The following is a 17,757-nucleotide window of genomic DNA, read 5'->3' on the forward strand; positions in this document are numbered from 1 at the left end:
CGCCCCTCCGTTCAGACCGCTTTTTCCAGCCACAGCAGGGCGTCGCCCGGCCCGACCGGCCGCCCCTGCCGGCAGCTGATGCGTTTGACGATCCCGGCGCGCGGCGCGGTGACCGCCAGCTCCATCTTCATCGCCTCGACCACGATCAGCGGCTGACCGGCCGCCACCGCCTGCCCCGGCTCCACCAGGATCTTCCACACGCTGCCGTTCAGATCGGCGCTGACCCGATCGCCGTCGATGGCGTCTTCTTCCTCCGGCGGCAACAGCTGCGCCTCGGCCTCGTCGTCATCGCTGCGCCAGCGCGCCACTTCGGCGCTGAACGCCTGCTGCTGGCGATGCTGGAAGTCGGCGATCGCCTCGGCGTTGTCGGCCAGGAAATCGGTGTAGGCGGCGAAGTCGAATTCGCTCTCTTCGATGCGCACCTGCATGCGCCCTTCGCGGAACGCTTCGCGCTGCTCGTCCAGTTCTTGCTCGCTGACCGGGTAGAAGCGCACCTGATCGAAGAAGCGCAGCAGCCAGGGCTCACCAGCGGTGAACTGCGGGTTTTTGAGGAATTTGTTCCAGATCGGCAGCGTGCGCCCCACCAGTTGGTAACCGCCCGGCGAGTCCATGCCGTAGATGCACATGTACATGCCGCCGATGCCGACCGTTCCTTCGGCGGTGTGGGTGCGCGCCGGGTTATATTTGGAGCTCAGCAGGCGATGGCGCGGATCGAGCGGCACCGCGCAGGGCGCGCCGAGGTAAACGTCTCCCAGACCGAGGATCAGGTAGCTGGCGTCGAACAGAATGTCGCGTACCTGTTCGCGTCGGCTCAGGCCGTTGATGCGCTGGATAAAATCGACGTTGTTCGGCAGCCAGGGCGCCGAAGCGCGCACCGTCTGCTGATAGCGATCCACCGCGCCCAGCGTGGCCGAATCCTCGAACGCCATCGGCAGCCAGACGGTGCGCGTCGGCACCTTCAGGCGGCTGACGTCCCCCAGCGCCCGTTCGCGCGCCAGCAGGCGCTGCAGCAGGTCGGCCTGGCTAATCTGTCGGCTGTCGTAGCGGATCTGCAGCGAACGCACGCCCGGCGCCAGCTCTGCCACGCCCGGTATCGCCTCCTCTCGCAGCGACTGCATCAGCAGATGGATGCGCAGCCGCAGCGCCAGATCGAGCACGTTGTCGCCGTACTCCATCAGAATGTAACCGTCCCCCGCCTGGCGATACGCCACCGCCGGGCGCCCTTCCGCCGCCGGCAGCGCCGCCAGCACCGCGGCGGAAACGGTCTCCGCCGGGGCCAGATCCGGCGGCGGCAGGGTGATGGCCTTCACCGCCGCCAGCGCTTCGATGCTGCCAAGCTGCGCCTGCTCCAGCGACTGCGCCTGGCGAAAGCCGATCGGATGGAACCGGATGCGGTCGCCCGGCTTCACCTGCCCCACTTTCCACAGCTCGGCCTTGGCGATGGTCACCGGGCAGACGAAGCCGCCGAGGCTGGGCCCGTCGCGGGTCAGGATCACCGGGAAATCGCCGGTGAAGTTGATTGCACCGATGGCGTACTCGCAGTCGTGCACGTTGGAAGGATGCAAACCGGCTTCGCCGCCGTCCTCCCGCGCCCATTCGGGCTTCGGCCCCGCCAGGCGCACGCCGAGGCGGTTGGAGTTGTAATGCACCTGCCAGTCGGTGGCGAAGAAGGCCTCTATTGATTCGGCAGTGAAAAAGTCCGGCGCGCCGTGCGGACCGTACAGCACGCCGATGTGCCACTGGTCGCCGTAGTACGGGATCAGGCTGTCGTCCATCGCCTGCGGCGCGGCGATCGGCGCCGGCGTAGTGCTGGCCGCCAGTGCCGGTTGGGCGATCGCCAGCATGTCCGCCACCCGCAAGGTGCGCCCGGCGTGGCCGCCGAACTGGCCCAGCGCAAAGGTGGAGCGGCTACCGAGATACACCGGCACGTCAAAGCCGTTGCGTACCGCCAGATAGGTGCGGCAGCCGTGCGTGGCGCGCCCCAGTGTCAATACCTGCCCGGCCCGCACCGCGATCGGCCGCCAGTAGGCGACCGCTTCGCCGTCCAAATCGGCCGGGCAGCTGGCACCCGTCAGCGCGATGGTGGCGTCGCAGTGAAAGCGCAGCGTCGGCCCCTGCAGGGTAAACTCGAGCCCGGCGGCCGCCGGGTGGTTGCCGACGATGCGGTTGGCCAGCCGGAACGCGAAGTCGTCCATCGGGCCGGACGGCGGCACGCCGATGTCCCAATAGCCGAGGCGGCCGGGATAATCCTGCACGCTGCTGTAGGTGCCGGGTTGCAGCACTTCGAGGCAGTGCGGCTGGAAACGCACCTCGTCCAGCAGGCGCGTCCAGACGTCGCCGCGCTGAAATTGCGGCGTGGCGATCACCTGCCGCAGATAGTCGAGGTTGGTGGCGATGCCGTGCAAACGGGTCGCCGCCAGCGCCACGCGCAGTTTTTCCAACGCCTGCGCGCGGTCAGCGCCGTGCACGATCAGCTTGGCGATCATCGGGTCGTAAAACGCCGAGACTTCGCTGCCGGTCGCCACCCAACCGTCGAGGCGTACGTCGTCAGGGAAATGCACCTCGGTCAGCACACCGGGGCTGGGCTGGAAGTTTTTCAGCGGATCTTCGGCGTAGAGGCGCACTTCGATCGCCGCGCCCTGTGGCGCGCGTTGCAACGCCGCCCAATCCAGCGCGTCGCCCGCCGCCACCTGCAGCATGCATGCGATCAGATCCAGCCCGGTGACCATCTCGGTGATCGGGTGCTCGACCTGTAAGCGGGTGTTCACTTCCAGGAAGTAAAACTCGTCGCGCGCGGCGTCGTAAATGAATTCCACGGTGCCGGCGCTGCGGTAATTCACCGATTCGCCCAGCGCCACCGCCGCCCGATGCAGCGCCTGACGGGTCGCCGCCGGCAGGTGCGGCGCCGGGGTTTCCTCCACCACCTTTTGGTTGCGCCGCTGCAGCGAGCAGTCGCGCTCGCCGAGCGCCACCACCCGCCCCTGGCCGTCGCCGAAAATCTGCACCTCGACGTGGCGCGCCCGATCGACGAAGCGTTCGATAAAGGCGCCGGCGTCGCGGAAGAACTGCTCTCCCAGCCGTTTGACGCTGTCGTACGCGTCGCGCAGCGCCGCCTCGTCGTCACAGCGCGTCAGGCCGATACCGCCACCGCCGGCGGTGCTTTTCAGCATCACCGGGTAGCCGATGCGCGCGGCGGCGGTAACCGCCTGCTCAACGCTCTCCAGCAAGCCGGTGCCCGGCGTCATCGGCACCCCGGCCAACGCCGCCAGCTCGCGCGCCCGGTGCTTGAGGCCGAACTCGCGGATCTGTGCCGCCGTCGGGCCGATAAAGGCGATGCCCGCCGCCTCGCAGGCTTCGGCAAACTCGGCGCTCTCGGACAAAAAGCCGTAGCCGGGGTAGATCGCCTGCGCGCCAGTGGCGGCGGCAGCCGCGAGGATCTTGTCGATGCACAGGTAGCTGTCGGCGGCCTTGTCGCCGCCGAGCGCCACCGCCTTATCGGCTTCGGTGACGTGCGGCGCATTGCGGTCGGCGTCTGAGTAGACTGCCACGCTGGTGACGCCCAGGCGTTTCAGGGTGCGAATGGCACGGCAGGCGATTTCGCCGCGGTTGGCGATCAGTACGGTATTAAACATGTTCATGCCCCTTAAGGCTGGCGAGATAGTCGCGCCAGCCGCCAAACTCAGTGATATCCGTGGCGCCTTCCAGCGCCCAGGCTTCGCAGATAAACCCCTTCACCCGCCTGCCGTCCGCCAGCAGCAGCGTGCCGATGCCCAATGGCGCCGGGATTTCCGCCACAAACTCGCCGAAACGGGCCAGCGGGATGTCCCACAGCTCAAGGCGGATCGCCGCCCCCTGCGCCGCGCGCGCCAGCCCCGGCTTCGGCGGCTCGGTATCGGCCAGCGCGTAGAGGCGGTAACAGGGGGCGGTGACGGTTTGCTCCACCCGCACCGCGTCGCGCTGCGTCAGCTGGACGTTGAGCGGCATACCGCTGAGGTGAGCGCCCACTACCGCCAGACGCACGTGTCCCGCTGACGGGGCCGGCGTGGGCTGCGGCGGCAATGCCCGGCCGGTAGCCCCGAGCGGTAAGGCGCTTTGCCGTTGCCAGCACAGGCCAAACGCCGCCAGCGCCCGGTCATGCCAGGCGGGCGCAATCAGGGTGATGCCCGCTGGCAGCCCGTCTTCGCGCAGCGGCCCCGGCAGCGCCAGCGCGCTCAGATCGGCCAGGTTGGTGAAATTGGTGTAAGTGCCGAATTGCGAATTGAACAGCACCGGCTCCTGCGCCATCTCCGCCAGGGTGCGGATAGTGGGCGCGGTCGGCACCACCAGCGCGTCGAACGGCGCCAGCCGCTGGGCAATTTGCCGCGCCAGCTCGGCGCGCAGGTATTCCGCCTTGTAGGCGTCGCAGGCGCTGTAGCTCAGGCCGTTGCCGACGATGCCGCGCACCACCGGGTCGATAGCCTGCGGGCTCGCGTCCAGCACCTGCTCAATCGCCACCGTGCGTTCCGCCACCCAGGGGCCGTAATACAGCTGCTCCGCCAGGGTGCGAAACGGCGCGAAATCGAGGGGTTCCAGCGTGGCGCCGCCCGCCTGCAGCTGCGCCAGCGCGCGGTGAAACGCCCGCTCGGCCTGAACGTCACCGAAAAACTCCAGCTGGGCGGGGATGGCGAAACGCGGCGCGGCGGGAATATCCGCCGGCGCGGTATGCGGATCGGGGCGGGAATACGGATCTGCCGCGTCAAAGCCGCTCGCCAGTTCCGCCACCTGCGCCGCATCGGCCACCGTCAACGCGAAGACCGACACCGTATCGTTCAACCGGCAGGCCGGCACCACGCCGCGGTTGGACAACCGGCCCTTGGTCGGCTTCAGCCCGACGATGTTGTTGAACCCGGCGGGCACGCGCCCCGAACCGGCGGTGTCGGTGCCCAGCGCGAACGGCACCAGACCGCGCGCCACCACCGAGGCGGAGCCGGAGCTGGAACCGCCGCTGACGTAGCGGCTGTCGAAGCTGTTGACCACCGCGCCATAAGGTGAGCGGGTGCCCACCAACCCGGTAGCGAACTGGTCGAGGTTGGTTTTACCGAGGGCGATCGCCCCGGCGGCGCGCAGGTTGGCGACCACGGTGGCATCCGCCGCGGCCTGATAGGTGAACGCCGGGCAGGCGGCGCTGGTTGGCCAGCCGCCGACGTCGATATTGTCTTTGATGGCGAAGGGCACGCCGAACAGCGGCAGGCAGCTGAGATCGCCGGCGACCGCCGCCAGCAACTGCGCGAGCTGCCGATACTGCTGCTCGCGCTGCGCCGGCGTGGCGAGATACAGCCAGGCGTTATCGTCCGGGTTCAGCCCGGCGAGCAGCGTTTCGATCGTCGCGCTGACGCAGGCGAGGCGCTCACCCGCCGGACGGGTTTGATAATGGTGCTGCCATTCACTGAGGGTAAAACCGCACGTTTCAACAGGGTCGCTCATCGGCTGAATTCCATCTGGTACACAAGATGGGATTCAACAGAGCAACCGGCGTGCCAATTTTTAATCTCATGATTTCAATAAATTATAATTAAAACTTATGACGGCGAGGGTGAACGGCCTGCACCAGCGGCGCGCAGCGGGAGAACAAAAAGAGTGCAATAAGGGGATGATGCAGAGGAAAATCGGGGCGACGACACTCGCCGCCCCGGGAGGCCGATGGGGATCAATCCTTAATGCGTTTTAAACCGACCGGCGTAATGCAGTAGGTCTGTTGCTTGCCCTTCTCCGCCAGTCGCACATGCTGCATCTCGTTGACGATCGTCAGACGGTTGTCCGGCTCTTCATGCCGCAGATGGATCACCTCACCGCCGTAGCCTGACAGCGGCAGCACCCAGGTTTTAGCCTGTTGATTTTGGCTGCCGATGACGTCGTAGCTGAGCAAGGTATTACCGTCCGCATCCGTCACGCTGAGGAAGGCGTAGCTGTCGGTAAAGTAGTGGTGAGCAATCCCCGCCGCCAGCGTCACGGTCACGGTTTTCTTCACCAGATCGACGGCGCAGGTCAGAAACTGGCGATCGCCAATCCCTTTGCCGGCCACGGTAAACGCATTGCCGACGTTAGCGCCCGGCGGCGTATTGTCGGCCGGCAGGCAATCCCGATAGGTCGCCAACAGCGGCTCGCGCTGCGGCTCGGCAAAGGCGCCGATCGCCAGATAAATATCGTCCTTGAACGACGACGATGGCGCGTAGTAGGCCGGCAGCAGCCGGCGCAAACGCTGCGCCGCCTGTTCCAGGCGCATCAGCAGCGCCTGCTCGGGCTCGCCGGAAAGCGCCGGGTTTTTCAGCCCGCTGGTTTCGATACGCAGCACGTTGGTTTTGTTTTTGTTATCGATGACGCCGGCCGCCGCCGGATTCAAACGCACCCGGCTCGGCTCCACATGATAAATCTCGATGTCATCACCCTCGGCAAACGGCAGCTCGTCATGACTTAACGTAGCCTGAGTGCCCTGAACCTCTTTGCTGAACCGCACCGCACCCTGCCGATCGCGTAGCGTCACCCGGGCATAGGTTTCACCCGGGAAGTAGGCGTGCGGCGTGGTGCTGGTCACGTCAACCACCACCGCCCCTTTGGCGCGATCGACGACCACGGTGGCGAAGACCGCATCGCTCAGGCCCAACAGATTGATCTCCTGCGACACGATCGGCGAAGCGGCTTTGCGCTCGAAGCGAAGCGTCACCGCGTTTTTCCCCTGTTTCACCGTCAGGTAACCCGCCGTCGGCCGGTATTTGCGATCTTTACCGGTCGGCAACCGCAGGGTGTACACGCCGATCGGCAACCCAGCCAGGGTCAGGGTCGGCGCGTCGATACGGACCTTGTGGGCATAGCGCGCCCCTTCCATCAGCACAAGCTCCTCACCGTAGATCTGCGCAAAGTCATCGATATCCAGACTCAGGGCGACATCGCCTTTCAGGCCGCTCGCCTTGAGCTGAGAGGAATCGACCAGGCGCAGGGAGGAATCCAGCTTCAGCTGTGCCTGCACCGCCGGCAAACTCTGCGCATCCACCAGTTGATACAGCGGGTATACCGCCTTGGCGTGGCTGTACGCGTTGAGATCGCGCTGCGTTTGGGTGATCACGCCGCCGGTCAGCTCGACGAACGGCGTCACGTCGATTTGCTCGCCGGCCGCGGCGAAGCTTGCCGACAGCAGGTCCAGCAAGGCATGTTCGGACGGCACGAAGCCCGGCGTATTGCAGCTTTGGCGATACTGCTGGTTAAAGTGCGTGAAGGCGTTCTTGCCTGCCTTGTCGACCATCAGCATCGCGAAGAACAGCTTGGAGCGCAGATCCCACTGGTTGAGCGGCGTACCCTGAGCGATCAGATCGACGATTTTCTTCTCGACGCCAGTCGCGTTGCCGTAGTTATACAGCCACCCTTCCTGGTATTTGCGCTCTCCCAGCATCACGTCCTGATAGCAAGCGGCGTAAATATTGTTCCACATCTCACCGGTGGAGAAATATTTGTCGCCCATAAAGTGCCCCTGATAGCCGTGCGCGATCTCATGCAGGCTGCCCCAGTTGCTGTCTTTCGGCGTCAGCCAGAAGCTGCTGACCGAGTTGCTGGTTTCCGCCGTCCAGCGGCCGCCGTAATACGCGGCGCCGGCGCCGTGTTTATCGGCCTTCATAAAGTAGCGGTTGCGAATATTGCGATCGGATTCGTGTTCAGCCTCGAACGAGACGCCGGTCAGCGCATTGTAGAAGGTGAAAATGCGGTCATAGTAGGCGATCAGCCCGTCGATGTTTTTCGCTTCACCCAGCGACTTCAGCGCCGGTTTACTGATTTTCGGCACCAGCAACACCGCGTATTCCGCATCGACCAGCGCAAACTCGGCGTCCCGATCGTCCCAGCGGGCGAAGAATGCGGCTTCGTTTTCGCCGCGGCGATAAACCGGCAGCGCTTTCGCCGTGTCCGGATACTCGAACTCCAGCGCCGGTTCGCCCTGCCCGTACGGCGTATCGATAAACGGCACCGAGACGGCATTGACCTGGGCCTCGACCCAGCTCGCGCCGAGGCTGAATTCAGCCTCCGTTTTGCTGTCGTCATTCAGCAAGCGCAGCGTGAGCTTGCCGGTAAACGCCGCGTTGGTCTGCCGCACTCGCAGCACCTGCCCGGCGGCGAGAATGATGCCCAGGTGCTGGCGATCGTGATCGATACCTTTGCTCATGCCTGCCGCATCCAGCCAGACCGGCCGGGTCAACGTGTAAAGTGATTGGGTTTTCGTGATGGTTGGCATCCTGCTTTCCTCATGGTTTGGGTGATTGAATTGACCATGAGAAAGTAACCGGGGGGCGGCCCGCCCACCATCGATGGCGGATGGCTGAGGGCCTGTACAACAACGGCGGGCGGGAGAGCGGCAATAAAAAAGGCGCAACCTTGCGATTGCGCCTGAGGCTCGGTGAACGCTGCGCGTTACTCGCCGCGAACGCGTTGCGCCAGCCCCTTGAGGAAGTAGCGCAGCATCTGATCGCCGCATGGGCGGTAGTTCTTGGTGCCTTCTTTGCGGAACAGCGCGCTCAGCTCCGGCTTGGAGATGCGGAAGTCCACCGCGGTGAAGATCTGGTGCATGTCGGTGTCTTTCAGCTCGAACGCCACGCGCAGCTTTTTCAGCACCAGGTTATTGGTGATCGGCAGCTCAACCGCCGGCGCCGGGAACTTGTCGTCCTTGCCGCGTTTGAAGAACACCAGGCCGTTGAGGAAGTGCGCCATCACTTCGTCCGGGCACTTCTCGTAGCCCGGCTCGCCTTCTTTGATCACGTAAGCGTCCATCGCCGACACCGCCACCTCGAAATCGTCCAGTTTGATAATCTCGACCATTTTGGCGTTGTTAATGCTCAGCATATAGCGCACGCTGCGCAGCACGTCGTTGTTCATCATGGGATTGCATTGCCTTTACTTGTCTAACGGGGACGTGCGCACATTGCGAAACGAAATGACTGCCACACACCTTGAATGTGCGGCAGTATAGGGATCGGCAAGGGGTTTCTCAATCGATTTGGCTTTTTTGCTGATACAGCGGGATGTCTTCGCCGATGATGTACTTGTTGCGCAGCATCGACGAGACCTTATCCATGATCATCACCACCACCACCAGAATCAGGGTGATGAACATCACCACGTCCCAGTTCCACAGCCGCATGTTTTCCGCGTACACCAGGCCGATGCCGCCGGCGCCGACGAAGCCCAGCACCGCCGCAGAGCGAGTGTTGGACTCGATCTGGTACAGGCTGAGCGCCAGGAAGGTGGGGAACGATTGGGTGAAGATGCCGTAGCGGTGCTTCTGCAACCCGTTGGCGCCCACCGCCGTCAGGCCGCGGCTGGGGGACTTGTCCACCGCCTCGTGCCCTTCGGCGTACAGTTTGCCCAGCAGCCCGACGTCCTGCATCACGATCGCCAACACCCCGGCCAGCGGCCCCATGCCGACGGCGCGCACGAAGATCAGCCCCCAGATCGCCATGTCGATACCGCGCAGCACGTCCAGCAAGCGGCGCACCAGCACGGAGATCGGCCGCAGCAGCGGCGTCGACATCACGTTGCGCGCGGCGAAGAACGACAGCGGCAGCGCGATCAGCGACGCGGTGATGGTGCCGGCGAACACGATGGCGATGGTGATGCCGATCTGCTGGAAGTAGTACATGAACGGCCAGTTGACGAAGTCGTGCCAGACGAACATGCGCAGGAAATAGCGCCCCAGCTGCTGGCAGCCGTTGATAAACTGCGGCCAGGTAATGCCGAAGACCAGGAAGAAGAACACATAGTACAGCACGATCGCCAGCGCGATCAGGCCGACGGTGCGCAGGTAGCGCCCCTGCTGCGCGAAGATCGCCGGATGCTGTTGTTTCAACTGGCGCAGCGTTTCCGCCGACGCCGGAGTGCCCGCTATCATTTTGCCCCCTCCACCACGCGCTTACGCAGCTCGCCCGACACGTAGTCGAGCACGGAAACCACCACGATGATCAACAGCAGCGTCATGCTGACCTGATCGTAGCGGTCGAGTTTAATGTTGGTCATCAGCTCCTGGCCGATGCCGCCCGCGCCCACCAGCCCCAAAATGGTCGACTGACGGAAGTTGATCTCCAGCCGCATGAAGCTGTAGGAGAGAAACACCGGCTTCACCTGCGGCCACAGGCCGAAGCGCATGCGCTGCAGCGGCGTGGCGCCGCAGGCCGCCAGCCCGCGCACCGGTTTGTTGGAGGCGGTTTCTATCGATTCGTAGAACAGCTTGGTCAGGCTGCCGATGGTGTGCAGCGCCAGCGCCAGGAAGCCGGGAATGGCGCCGATGCCGAACGCCATCACGAACATCACCGCCCACGCCAGCTCCGGCATGGTGCGCAAAAACGCCACCAGCGTGCGGATCGCCAGCCGCACCGAGGCCGGGGTATAGGTGTTGCCGGCCGCCAGAAACGCCAGCACGGTCGCCACCAGCACCGAGAAAATGGTCGCCGCCAGCGCCAACTGCAGGGTCTCCCAGATCAGCGGCAGCTGGATATTCAGGCGGTAACCCCAGTAGGCCAGCGAGCCCTCGGTGCGCCCGTCGGCGAACAGTAAATGCCAATGCAGCGTCGGAATGGTTTCGGCCAGGTAGTCGAAGAAGTGCGGAATAGACACCCAGACGGTGTGCAGGTTGAACTCGGCGAGGTTGCCGGCGCCCAGGTACAGCACCACCAGCCCGAGCGACCACAGCAGCGCTTCGCGCTTTTGCTTGCTGCGGATCCGTTGGTAATAGTGTGCGAAATCGGTATTCAAAAGAGGTCTTCCATCTTTATGGAACAAGGGGTTCAGCACGCTGAACCCCTTCATTCGGACGGCCGAGGCAGCCGGGAATTAACGGTCGCCTTTGGTCAGCTCGCGCTTCATATCGATGATGTTCTGGTATTCCGCCAGGGTGGTGTCGCCGATGTGCTGTTTGCCGCCCATCGCTTTGATAAAGCACTGGTGATCGTCTTTATCCAGCTTCTTGATCGCGGTGACCACTTTGGCCTTGAAGTCGGCCGGCAGCGAGTTGCTCACCAGGATCGGGCCGTTCGGGATCAGCGGCGACTGCCAGATGATGCGGATCTGTTTCATCAGGTCAGGGTGATCCATGCGGATCATGCGGGTGAACGCGCCGCTGGTGTAGCCGGTGTTGTAGTCGCCGATCATCGACGCCCAGGTCACTGCGCCTTCGAACTGGCCGTTCAACACGCCGAGAATGTCCTGCTCGTGGCCGCCGGAGAAGGTGACGCTGGAGAAGGTGTTGTTGTATTTGTTGTCGACCGTGCCGCCGAACAGCTTTTTAAACGCCTGGTTCGGGATCAGGAAGCCGGAGGTGGAATCCGGATCGGCGAAGCCGATGGCCTTGCCTTTCAGGTCTTCCAGTTTCTGGTACGGGCTACCGGCCTTCACCACCACCACCGAGTGGTAGCCGCGCGACTGGTCGACGTCGTCAACCGCGATGCCGACGATGTCCACCGCTTTCGGATCCTTGATGTAGACCGAAGCGAACGACGACGGCGACATGCTCAGCACCAGGTCAATCTTGCCGCCCAGCAGGCCCTGGATCACGCCGGAATAGTCGGACGAGTTGCGCAGCTTGGTATCGACGTTCAGCTCTTTATCCAGAAACTGCTTCACGCACTGGTTATCGCCGATCTGCTGGGTGGCGTTCTGGCCGCCGAGAATGCCCAGGTTCAGCTCTTTCGGCGCATCCGCTGCGGCAGCATTAAATACCATCATCGCGCCGGCCATCAGGGTGGTCAGACTCAATACTTTTTTCATTAGGTGTGCCTTGTGTGTAAAGGGTAAAGGTCAAAAGTGCTTCAATGGATCTGATTGGCTTCTTCGCCATACAGCTGGTGCAGGATCCGTTCGTTCAGTTGCGAAGGATGCCCGTCAAACACGATCTTCCCGTGGGCGATGCCGATCACCCGCGAGCAATACTCTTTCACCAGTTCGACCGAGTGCAGGTTCACCATCACCGCGATGCCGTCTTCGCTGATTTTCTGCAGCGCGTCCATGATGCGGCGGGTGTTTTTCGGATCGAGCGACGCGACCGGCTCATCGGCCAGCAGGATTTGCGGGTTTTGCATCAGCGCGCGGCAGATGGCGACGCGCTGCATTTGGCCGCCGGAGAGGTTCTCGGCGCGCTGCAGCGCGTGCGGCAGCATGTTGAGCCACTGCAACAGCTCGATGGCGCGAGCGCGGTCGGCGTCATCGAACAGTTTGAAGAAGGATTTCAGAGTGGAAGTGTGGCTCAGACGGCCCAGCAGCACGTTGGTCATCACGTCCAGCCGCGGCACCAGGCAGAAGTCCTGGAAGATCATGCCGCAGCGCGCGCGCCACTGGCGCATCTGGCGGCCGGCCAGCTGAGCGATATCCTGCGCCACGCCATCGTCTTCGAAGTGCAGCATCTCGCCGCAGCTGGAAGGAATGGTGCCGTTCAGGGTGTGCAGCAGCGTGGACTTGCCCGCGCCGGAACGGCCGATCACCGCCACGAATTCGCCGGCGTGCAGATCGAAATTGATGTCATCCAGCACGCGCTGCTGCGCTTTGTAGGCCTTGCCGAGTCCCTTTACCGATAAAACTTTGCGGGATGCGGCGGCGTGCTGCCCTGGAAAGTCGTGCTGTGCCAATTTTAACAGTGCCTGAGCCATATGATTTCTCTGGTTTCAGTAGCTAATCATTATGGGCACCTATTAACGGATAAGTTTATGACAGTGGGATGATCGTTTTATGGCCGGGGCGTGACGCGTGCCGCCCCGGCGTTAGCCTCACGCCAGGGTGAAGAAGTCCAGCCCCAGCGCCGTCTTGACCTGTTGCAGCGTCTGTTGGCTGACCTGATGCGCGCGGCGGGTGCCGTGCTGCAGGATGCGCGTCAGCTCGCCTTTATCGGCGATGAATTCGGCGCGGCGGGTGCGGATCGGCTCAAGCAAGCTCTGCAGGCAATCCTCCAGCAGCCGTTTGATTTTCACGTCCCCCAACCCGCCGCGCCGATAGTGCGCCTTCAGATCCGCCACCAGTGCGGCGTCTTCGCAGAAGGCGTCCAGGTAGGTGAACACCATGTTACCTTCCACTCGACCGGGATCGCTGACGTTGAGATGGCCGGGATCGGTGAACATGCTCATCACCGCCTTGTGCACCTCGTCGGCGCCGGCGCCAAGCTGAATAGCGTTGCCGCGCGATTTCGACATCTTGCCCTGCCCGTCCAGCCCCGGCAGACGCCCGACGTTGCTCAACAGCGGCTGGCACTCCGTTAATATCGGTTGGCCGACGATGTGGTTGAAACGCCGCACGATCTCATTGGTTTGCTCCAGCATCGGCAGCTGATCCTCGCCGACCGGCACGTGGGTGGCGCCAAAGGCGGTGATGTCCGCCGCCTGGCTGACCGGATAAATCAAAAAACCGGCCGGCAGGCTGCGGGCGAAATCCTTCTCGGCGATTTCGTTTTTCACCGTCGGGTTGCGCTCCAGCCGCGCCACGCTGACCAGATTAAGGTAGTACATCGTCAGCTCGGCCAACGCCGGCAGCGCCGACTGCAGGCAGATCGTGGTCTTGTGCGGATCAATGCCCACCGCCAGATAGTCGGCCACGACGTTGAGCACGTTGGCGCTGATTTTTTGCGGGTTGTTGCCGTTGTCGGTCAGGCCCTGCAGATCCGCCACCATCACCGTTTGGTTATGCTGGTGCTGCAGTTCGACGCGCTGGCGCAGCGAGCCGACGAAGTGGCCTAAATGCAGTGGGCCGGTGGCGCGATCGCCGGTAAGAATGGTGTAGCTCATGACAGTGCTCCTGAAGGTCTGTAGACCGCCGGATCAACGCCACAAAAAATAATGCCGCCAAACCGGCGGCATTAAAAAGAGATGTGAATACTCGTGCCGCCTCAGAAGAGGCGCCACCATGACTGATTGTGGGTGGAGTGCAACGATATATTCATGCCATCAAGGTATACCCGCAGCGGCAGCGCGTCAATAGCCCGCCGCCGGCGCGTAAGACGGCGTTACACTCCGGCATTTGCGTTCCTGGCCTGGCGCGCTAGGGTAAAACCTTCAACCTGAAAAAGGAGCGCATGATGAAGATCGGATTTGCCGGACTGGGTGGGATGGGCAGCGCCATGGCGGCCAACCTGTTGCAGGCGGGCTTCGCCTTAACGGTATGGAACCGCTCGCCGCAGGCGGCGCAGCCGCTGGTGAGCGCCGGCGCGCAGCAGGCCGAACGGCCGGAGCAGCTGGCCGATGCCGACGTGCTGATCACCATGCTGGCCGACGATGCCGCCACGCAACAGGTGGTGGTCGACAGCGGGTTGCTGCAACGGATGAAACCGGGCGCGCTGCATATCAACATGGCAACCATCTCGGTCGAACTCGCCCAGCGTTTGACGGCGCTGCATGCGGAACACGGCATCGGCTATCTCGCCGCGCCGGTGCTGGGACGGGTCGACGTGGCCGCCGCCGGCAAGCTGAATATTCTGGCGGCCGGCGATAGCGAGCTACTGAAGCAAGCGCAGCCGCTGTTCGATGCCCTCGGCCAGAAAACCTGGCACTTCGGCGCCGATCCGGCGCAGGCCAACGTCGTCAAGATCGCCACCAACTTTACGCTGGCCAGCGCCATTGAAGCGATGGCGGAAGGCAGCGCGCTGGTGCGCAACTACGGCGTGTCCGGCGCCGACTACCTGCAGATGCTGAGTAGCACCGTCTTCGCCGCCCCGGCCTATCAGGGCTATGGCGCGCTGATCGCCGCCGAGAAGTATTCCCCCGCCGGATTCCGGCTGGCGCTGGGGCTGAAGGACGTCGGGCTGGCGCTGGCCGCCGGGGCCGACAGCCATACGCCGATGCCGTTCGCCGGGGTGCTGAAAGACAACTTCCTCGACGCGATGGCGCAGGGGGATGCGGATCTGGACTGGGCCGCGCTGGCCAAGGTAGCGGCGCGGCGGGCGGGCCTGAAATAACGAACGGGGGCCTCGGCCCCCGTTTTTCCGTTCTCAGAACACGATGTCCGCCGCGGGAACGGCGCGGATCGGCACGCCGAAGCTTTCGATATTCGACAGCGTCTCGTTATGGTGGGTGCGGATCAGCAAACCGTCGGCATAGGGTTTGTCGTGGCAGGTGTGGGCATCCGCCGCCAGCGTCACCGGATAACCGTGCGCCGCCGCGCTGCGCACCGTGGTGTCGATGCAAAACGGCGTGGAGTAGCCACAAACCACCAGCTGCGATACACCGTTGGCGATCAGTAACGCGCCCAGTGAGGTGCGCAGGAACGAGTCCGGCGTGGTTTTATCCACCCGATGATCGCCCGGCGCCACCTTCAGCGCCGCGAGCGCTTGCCAGGCGGCGCTGCCGTGCCGCAACTCGTCGTCCGGCGTGTGGTGCTGAATGACGACAACCGGCACGCCCGCCCGGCGGGCGCGCTCGCTCAGCTGATTGATGCGCGCAACGGTGCCCGCAGCATCCGCCGGCGGCGGCGTAAACAATCCTTCCTGCACATCGATAATCAACAGCGCGGTGGTCATGGCGGCTCCCGAAGAGAAGATAAGTGGCGTCAGCACACCGGCTGGCGCGGGCGGAAAATATGGTCGACGCCCTGCTCCCGCAGCCGATTCACCAGATCGTGCCCGCCGTTCGGCGTGGCGTGCGCCAGCTGCCGCTCGGCGGTAAACACCGGGCTGGCCCAGAACAGGTTCACCGGATCGCCGTACTGCTGCGGCAGAGCCAGGTGCGCACTATGCGGATAGAAGGACGACGATAAAATATAACCCTCGTAGCCCAGCGGCGCCACGTCCGACTCCAGCGTATGCCCTTCGCCGATCCAGGTCAGCCGCGCCCACGGCGCGTGCGCGAAACCGGCCAGCGCACTGGCCATCTGCACCGCGTTGTCTTCGGTCATGTATTGGCTGTCGATGGCGATCGCCATCTCCATGCGGCGATAGCGCGAAGCCTCGTCGTTGAACAGGATCTCCACCCACGGCATCGGCCGGATGCTCACCCCCATGGTGAGGAAGTAATAGATGCCGTCACGCTCGTGCTGGGTGATGGCCATCGGTGGCCACTTGCCCTGATCGATGGCGTAGTACTTCACCGAAGGGCCAAAATGCGGCTCATAGCGCGCCTGAAAATCGCGCTGCATCTTCGGCCACGGATTGCCCTCTTCACGCTGCCAGCTGCGCCAGAACTGGCGGGTGCTCTCCGCCTGCGCATACTGCGTGTTGGTCGAGGCCGAGCCGAGCGGATAAGCCAACGGGCTCTCCTTGATGCAGCTGGCGGAATAGCACACCGAATGGTCGATATACAGACTCCAGCCGGGGATCACCGCCAGCAGTTGGCCGTAATACCACAGGGCCGCGCCGTCGTCGCTTTCGCTCCACACCACCATCAGCCCTTCCGGGTTCAGCGGCGCTTCGCCTTCCAGGTTGCGGCAATACTCCGCCGCCAGCATCGGCGGCTGCCCTTGTTCCAGCGCGGCGCGATCTTCCTGCAGCGGCGCGGCGGCCAGGTTGCGCAGCCAGCAGGCGCGCACCTGATAGCGATCGCTGTAGGCTTCGGCGGGATAGATATAAAAATAGGCTGCCCGGTGATCTTGCTGAACCACCGCAACCAGCGTCTGGTTCTCATTGCTGACTTCAGCAAGTACGTATGACTCGTTCATATCACCTCAATAGGGTCAGGGCGCGGCAGAATCGGCTGCGCGCCAAAAATGGAATGTGGCTTTGCCCCCAAGTGTAAAACGCATTACTGGCCGGATCACCCGTAAAAGTCTCAAAAGCGTCCGTAAACGAAGATAAACAAAGGTTAATTATAGCGGCTGTGGCTCATGACGGCTGAGTGATGCGCCGCACCGCGCGCTGATAGGAGCCGTTGCGCATCGACGCGCCCAGCACCTTGCCGAGGCCTGCGGCGCCCGTTCGCACCAGCCGCCGCCGCAGCGCGCCCGGATGAAAACCGAACTGCCGCTGCGCCCAATCGGGTAACAGATCGATGCCCGCCTGCATCACCACCCCGCCGAGCGGGCGCGCCAATGCGCTCGGCGCCGGCGCCTTCAGCAGAATGCGCGCCACCTCTTGCGTGCGTTCATCGCAGACCAGCTGCGGCCGCATCGCCTGCAGGTACTCTTCGACCTCCGCGCAGGACTGAGGAATTGCGGTCGCCCCCAGCGCGGCGGCCACGCGCGCCGCTTCGCGGTAGTATTGATCCTGCAAATCGCGGGAAAGATGGGGGTTGCGGTAGCGCAGGTGGCTGGCCAGAAAACGGCTGCTCTCCGCGACGTGTACCCAGGTCAGCAGCGCCGGATCGCTGGCGGCATAAGGCGTGCCGTCGCGGCCGACGCCGGTCACCCGCAGATGGATGGCTTTGACTTTGGCAATCAGCCGCTCCGCCTCGGCGGTCGGGCCGAAGGTGGTGACCGACACGAACTGGCTGGTGCGGCGCAGGCGGCCAATCATATCTTCGCGAAAGTTGGAGTGATCCCACACCCCGGCCAGCGCCAGCGGGTGCAGCATCTGCAGCAGCAAGGCGCTGACGCCGCCGCACAGCATCGGGGTGAAATCGCGATGAACCTGCCAGATGACCGACTGCGGGCCGAACAAGCCCGGATCGCCCGGTGGGTTCTCAAAATCGACGCCGCCGAGCGCCAGCCCGGTCAGGCTGAGCACCTGTTTTTCTATCGCTGCGCGTACCGCTTCCATCCTGCTGCCCTCTCGCTCATTCAGCGGCCAGTGTATCACGCGGCGGGCGCCCCATTGCGCCCTGCGGCGGTTGAAAGCATTAACTT

13 protein-coding genes are annotated in these 17,757 nt (G+C 63.7%); 1 reads left to right on the top strand and 12 read right to left on the bottom strand.

Features of this window, described 5'->3' with window-relative positions; genetic code table 11:
* Window positions 1–11 precede the first annotated feature (11 nt).
* The 9 genes from uca to trpS form a co-directional block, all read right to left on the bottom strand.
* On the bottom strand, window positions 12–3,632 hold the full coding sequence (uca, locus tag WCL58_RS05710; protein WP_336850707.1) for an urea carboxylase: 3,621 nt from the start codon (window positions 3,630–3,632) through the stop codon (window positions 12–14).
* Window positions 3,625–5,463, bottom strand: coding sequence for an allophanate hydrolase (gene atzF / locus WCL58_RS05715; protein ID WP_336850708.1), 1,839 nt, complete (start codon window positions 5,461–5,463; stop codon window positions 3,625–3,627). Before atzF ends, uca begins: the two co-directional genes overlap by 8 nt.
* A gap of 223 nt (window positions 5,464–5,686) precedes the next feature.
* Window positions 5,687–8,254, bottom strand: a complete 2,568-nt coding sequence (locus WCL58_RS05720; protein ID WP_336850710.1) for a putative mucin/carbohydrate-binding domain-containing protein — start codon at window positions 8,252–8,254, stop codon at window positions 5,687–5,689.
* Between the two features lie 176 nt (window positions 8,255–8,430).
* A complete protein-coding gene (locus tag WCL58_RS05725) occupies window positions 8,431–8,895 on the bottom strand; it encodes a DUF1456 family protein (RefSeq protein ID WP_004939471.1) in 465 nt (154 codons plus the stop codon).
* Between the two features lie 109 nt (window positions 8,896–9,004).
* Window positions 9,005–9,904, bottom strand: coding sequence for a phosphonate ABC transporter, permease protein PhnE (phnE, locus tag WCL58_RS05730; protein WP_033637591.1), 900 nt, complete (start codon window positions 9,902–9,904; stop codon window positions 9,005–9,007).
* Window positions 9,901–10,764 carry a phosphonate ABC transporter, permease protein PhnE gene (phnE, locus tag WCL58_RS05735; RefSeq protein WP_019454695.1) on the bottom strand — a complete coding sequence of 288 codons (864 nt, stop codon included), beginning with the start codon at window positions 10,762–10,764 and terminating at the stop codon, window positions 9,901–9,903. Before phnE (WCL58_RS05735) ends, phnE (WCL58_RS05730) begins: the two co-directional genes overlap by 4 nt.
* A 78-nt stretch (window positions 10,765–10,842) precedes the next feature.
* Window positions 10,843–11,775, bottom strand: a complete 933-nt coding sequence (gene phnD, locus WCL58_RS05740) for a phosphonate ABC transporter substrate-binding protein (protein ID WP_019454696.1) — start codon at window positions 11,773–11,775, stop codon at window positions 10,843–10,845.
* Between the two features lie 41 nt (window positions 11,776–11,816).
* The gene (phnC, locus tag WCL58_RS05745) at window positions 11,817–12,650 is read right to left on the bottom strand and encodes a phosphonate ABC transporter ATP-binding protein (RefSeq protein ID WP_041034041.1); all 834 of its coding nucleotides are present in this window, start codon (window positions 12,648–12,650) and stop codon (window positions 11,817–11,819) included.
* A gap of 117 nt (window positions 12,651–12,767) precedes the next feature.
* The gene (trpS, locus tag WCL58_RS05750) at window positions 12,768–13,775 is read right to left on the bottom strand and encodes a tryptophan--tRNA ligase (RefSeq protein ID WP_046686640.1); all 1,008 of its coding nucleotides are present in this window, start codon (window positions 13,773–13,775) and stop codon (window positions 12,768–12,770) included.
* Between the two features lie 290 nt (window positions 13,776–14,065).
* On the opposite strand from trpS, the gene WCL58_RS05755 reads away from it, so the two are divergent.
* The gene (locus tag WCL58_RS05755; protein WP_060421117.1) at window positions 14,066–14,941 is read left to right on the top strand and encodes an NAD(P)-dependent oxidoreductase; all 876 of its coding nucleotides are present in this window, start codon (window positions 14,066–14,068) and stop codon (window positions 14,939–14,941) included.
* A 33-nt stretch (window positions 14,942–14,974) separates the two neighbouring features.
* Here WCL58_RS05755 and WCL58_RS05760 read toward each other — a convergent pair whose 3' ends face one another.
* From WCL58_RS05760 to WCL58_RS05770, 3 genes are all read right to left on the bottom strand, one after another.
* Window positions 14,975–15,502, bottom strand: a complete 528-nt coding sequence (locus WCL58_RS05760) for a cysteine hydrolase family protein (protein WP_336850712.1) — start codon at window positions 15,500–15,502, stop codon at window positions 14,975–14,977.
* 29 nt (window positions 15,503–15,531) lie between these two features.
* The gene (locus tag WCL58_RS05765) at window positions 15,532–16,635 is read right to left on the bottom strand and encodes a suppressor of fused domain protein (RefSeq protein ID WP_038880072.1); all 1,104 of its coding nucleotides are present in this window, start codon (window positions 16,633–16,635) and stop codon (window positions 15,532–15,534) included.
* Between the two features lie 163 nt (window positions 16,636–16,798).
* On the bottom strand, window positions 16,799–17,671 hold the full coding sequence (locus tag WCL58_RS05770; protein ID WP_089185669.1) for an oxygenase MpaB family protein: 873 nt from the start codon (window positions 17,669–17,671) through the stop codon (window positions 16,799–16,801).
* Window positions 17,672–17,757 lie beyond the last annotated feature (86 nt).

It is taken from the genome of Serratia sp. TMDUHS_CL, assembly GCF_037137105.1.
Taxonomy (GTDB): Bacteria; Pseudomonadota; Gammaproteobacteria; order Enterobacterales; family Enterobacteriaceae; genus Serratia; species Serratia nevei.